This window comes from Microcoleus sp. Pol12B4 (assembly GCF_036701385.1).
Lineage (GTDB): Bacteria > Cyanobacteriota > Cyanobacteriia > Cyanobacteriales > Microcoleaceae > Microcoleus.
In genome coordinates, this window is the sequence record NZ_JAUBQR010000353.1 from 1 (window position 1) to 3,965 (window position 3,965).

A 3,965-nucleotide genomic window follows, 5' to 3' on the forward strand; every position below is an offset into this window, starting at 1 on the left:
TTTGGCGAGTTAATGAATGCTTCCCATGCCAGTCAGCGCGACGACTACGAAGTTTCGGTGCCGGCAGTAGACACGCTGGCGGCCATCTTGCAGTCAATCCCCGGAGTCTTCGGCGCAAGGCTGACGGGCGGAGGTTTTGGCGGGGCTTGCGTAGCCTTGGTGGAGAGTGGGAAAGCGGGTGCGATCGCATCCGAGGCGATCGATCGCTACCAGCGCGCAGGTTATAGCGGCCGCGTTTTGGTTCCCGAAATTACAGTTAATTCTTAACTCCCGAACTATCTCCCGACAGGGAAGGCCACCGCACAGTCACGATTACCGAATCCTCTTCGGCCGACCAATAATGAGGCACTCCCGGCTGCCACAGAGCATAATCTCCTTCGTGAGACAACAAGATTTCTTGTTCTGGAAATTGCAGGCGAAACCGCCCTTTTACCAGGATAGAAAGCGTCGTTGCTTCCGCATTTACCGCCCACTGAGTCCTACAATCTCCGGCGGGGTGAGTGCCCCATTTTACCTCTAAAACAGAAGTCGATCGGGGGTCATCGCCCGGCGTCATAAAGTGACCCGCAAACCAACCGCCCCGACTTGCGCCTTCAGCGCCCGCATTTCCAAAAACCACTTGAGATGACATCAGTTAATCAGCTAAAAAACAAAAATGGTTAGATATGACATCTTGCACCATTTTCAATAAGCTTTTTATGGGCGGGCAGGATGCCCACCCCACAATAAATTCACTCTTTGTGGAACAGGCATCTTACCTGTTCTGAGAATGGTGCAAGATGTTAGTTAGATCCGGAGACACCATCTAACTTATTACTTGCGGCCCGAAGGTTGACCTTCCGTAGTCGCTATTTCCCCAGCTTCCATCAACTGCTTAAAGCGACGTAAATCATTGGCAATTTGCTGTTCGGGAGCTTCGCCAAATAGTTTAGCAGCGCCAGCACCAATTGCACCGCCCGGAGGGTTGTATTCGATGACAACTTTTACCTCTGTACCCCGTCCTGCAGATGCCGGTTGAAAGCGCACAAAACCAGAATTGTCAACATCAGCTCCTTCCACAGACGCCCAAGCAATTAAGCGATTTTCTTCTTCGCGGACAATCTCTGCATCCCATTCCACACTGTTGCCCATCGGCGCGCTGGCAATCCAGTGAGAACGTTTTTCATCTATCACCGTAACGTGTTTGAGATGCTTCATAAACCGAGGCAAATTTTCAAAATTGCGCCATAAACGGTACAATTCATCAGCCGGTTTGTCGATCGTCACCGTCTTTTCAACTTTAATGCTTTGATTCGGATCTGCAGCCGACTGCAAACCCTCCACAACCCCCAGACCGCGGGCCGCTAAACTGCCGCCGGCAACCGCCAGCAAAGCACCTCTCAAAGAACGCTGCGACAAACCAAAAAGCACCAGCGCCCCGCCACCTATTAAAGATGCCCAGCGTTCGGTATCGCCGCTGCTACTTTGGTTTTGTTTGTCAGAATTTGTCATTGAAGTAGATTCCATTGCTTTCAACCTGGTAAATTAATAGCGAAAAATAGCAGCTAAAGGCGCCTCGTCCGGAACTTTTTCCGGCGGCACCGCGTAAACAGTTCCGCCGTTGAGAATAGTTTGAATTGCTGTGGCATTCAACAAATCTTCGTCGCCCACTTCTGCCTCTGGGTGGATTTGCACCGCATTCGTATCGGGATTAAAGCTACCCCACTTCTGAACGCCAAGAGCAACAAATAGTCGATCCACCCGTCCAAAATAAGCAGCCGAAACAGCTTCTTTCAAATCAGCAGAAATTTTATCGCTTCCTGTCAGATCGTGGTATTGTGCGATCGCCTCTGACTGAGCCTGCAAAAACAAAGGTTCCACCAGCGGCCAAGCTTCGGCCCGCAACTCTTCCGGCTTGAGAAGTTTCGGATTGCCTGTAATTCCTTCTTCAACTAAATGCGGGTAGGTATTTGCTTCTCGGTAAAGCGGGAACAAATACTCAACTCCAGCTAACACTAAAGGAGCTTTTTTATTGTGCAAATATTTGTGCAGCGCCCCATCAATTATGTGGAAATACTGCAATATTTCCTGCTGGGGTTCATCTCGATCCGGACTTCCTTGACCGTGAAAACTTCCCGGATGCTGAAAAGAATTATTAGTGCCTCCTTTTGCAGTAGCAATCCGAAACTGACCCTCTTTAGCTGTCGGGTCATATTGCAGAGCCTCCTCAAGGCTTTTCGGCAAGTTTTCAACTTCAACCTCCCTCGCACTGTAAGCCGTACACTCAATCAGCCTCACTTCCTTCTGACTGAGAGCTAAAACATAAAATAAATTATCTCCTGTCAGCAAAGGCATCAGCGGTTTGACGTGAAAATTGTCGCTCACAACCACTAATTCTTCAAAATTCACCGGACAGGTATAGTAGCGGAAAAATCCCAAACCGACAAAAATTGCCAACAGGTTGCTTTGATTTTCCCAAAAGTTTTCCTGGTCAACTTCTGCTCGGACTGGCTCTAGCAATTCCCCAGCTTCTTTTTTGTCAAATCCGTACTCTACTATTTTGTCTTCAGCCTCTCTGATTAAATTTTTGAACCGAATCGGATTTTGTTGAATTTCTGTTCCTTGAGCGACTGGCATATAAATAGAGACGCACAATCCAGAAGATTGTTGTACCAGCGCTTTGAGTTCCTCTACAGATATTAAGTTCACCGCTGAAACTCCTTTTCTAAATGGCTTATGTAAGGAAAACAACCGATTCTTTAAAATGTATCTCTCCTGACGCCGCACCTGCGTCTGCCTAAAGTAAGGATCGCCTGCTGTCGAGCCTTTCATCACCGAACAAAAACGGCGTTGGCAGTAGCTGTTCCAATCGAAATGCTTATCACCTAAGATAGACGGCGCTAACTCAGCTGCTACTTTACCATAATTTAGTTGAGTCTGGTTTAACTAATCGTTATATATAATAATGAAAACACAACTGTTTCTGAGGTTAATCTGGGCAACATTTATTGCCTATACCTTACTGCTAGCTCCTCTCGATCAGCCCCGGGCGAACGCATCTAAATTTTATGTTAACAGAATACGGTATATTAGCAAATAATTATTGACTACCTACAAAACATTTAATTAGAGTTCGTTTTTCTGAACCTCAAGCCTAAAATTACCATTGCCGACTATTCTTTAACTGAGAAGATCCAAAAATTGAACTGACGAGATGTCATCAATTAATTGATGTTATCACCATCTCAAGTTGTGCCGTGATTTGCACTGCTGATACATGGGTGGATATCGAAAGTTACAGTCTCTATAAATACAAATGGTTAAATAAATTTTGAGAAGTACCCAAGGGCATACCTTCACATGATGACACAATTGTGCGAGTATTTTGTCGTCTCAAATCCGAGTAATTTCAAAAAATTTTTTTGAGTTGGATTCAATCTATTAGTTACTTCAATTCACGAGAGGTAATCGCCATTGATAGCAAAACTATTCGCCATTCTTACTATGGGAGGAGATAAAAAAGCAATTCATCGGGTCAGTGCTTGGGCGACAAGTCAAAAATTGGTTTTAGGTCAAGTTATATTTTATAAAAAGTCTAATTAAATCACAGCAATTTCTGTTTTAATCAAAATATTGTAATCAAAGGGAAGCATTGTCCCGATTGATTGATTGTATCGGCTTCCAGAGGTCAATTGTCAAAAAAAGAGATTATGTAATTCTTTTAAAAAAGAACCAGCCATCCCTGTATACCAGAGTACAAGAGTTATTTAAAAAGCAATTACATACACAAGGATTTTCGGATTTACGGTAGTGCCCTGAAGGAAAGGATGGAGTAAACTTAAGCTACTATTAAAGAGAAGTGTTTGCCATTCGTGATATGACAGTAGAAATTAATTCTTGCCCCAATTATGGCTCCGAAGAAGTTAGTCGTAACGGTCAGACTCGGCATGGTAAACAAAACTACAAATGTCGAGAATGTGGTCGTC

General features: G+C 44.8%; 5 protein-coding genes and 1 pseudogene. 3 read left to right on the top strand and 3 right to left on the bottom strand.

Going from position 1 to position 3,965, the window contains the following annotated elements; all coding sequences use genetic code 11:
* Positions 1-267: pseudogene (locus QUA38_RS27885) on the top strand (galactokinase); the annotation flags it as partial.
* Here QUA38_RS27885 and QUA38_RS27890 read toward each other — a convergent pair.
* The 3 genes from QUA38_RS27890 to QUA38_RS27900 form a co-directional block, all read right to left on the bottom strand.
* The gene (locus QUA38_RS27890; RefSeq protein WP_333167613.1) at positions 257-631 is read right to left on the bottom strand and encodes a signal peptidase I; all 375 of its coding nucleotides are present in this window, start codon (positions 629-631) and stop codon (positions 257-259) included. The pseudogene QUA38_RS27885 and the gene QUA38_RS27890 overlap by 11 nt on opposite strands.
* A gap of 182 nt (positions 632-813) precedes the next feature.
* Positions 814-1,506: an SRPBCC family protein gene (locus tag QUA38_RS27895; protein ID WP_333167615.1), complete on the bottom strand. Its 693-nt coding sequence runs from the start codon at positions 1,504-1,506 to the stop codon at positions 814-816.
* 18 nt (positions 1,507-1,524) lie between these two features.
* The gene (locus tag QUA38_RS27900; protein ID WP_333167617.1) at positions 1,525-2,688 is read right to left on the bottom strand and encodes a baeRF3 domain-containing protein; all 1,164 of its coding nucleotides are present in this window, start codon (positions 2,686-2,688) and stop codon (positions 1,525-1,527) included.
* A gap of 491 nt (positions 2,689-3,179) precedes the next feature.
* On the opposite strand from QUA38_RS27900, the gene QUA38_RS29550 reads away from it, so the two are divergent.
* Positions 3,180-3,314 (top strand): transposase family protein, encoded by a 135-nt coding sequence (locus tag QUA38_RS29550; protein ID WP_445305124.1) that lies wholly within the window; start codon positions 3,180-3,182, stop codon positions 3,312-3,314.
* 542 nt (positions 3,315-3,856) lie between these two features.
* Positions 3,857-3,965 (top strand): transposase-like zinc-binding domain-containing protein (locus tag QUA38_RS29555; RefSeq protein ID WP_445305125.1); only part of this gene is annotated, 109 nt, incomplete at its 3' end.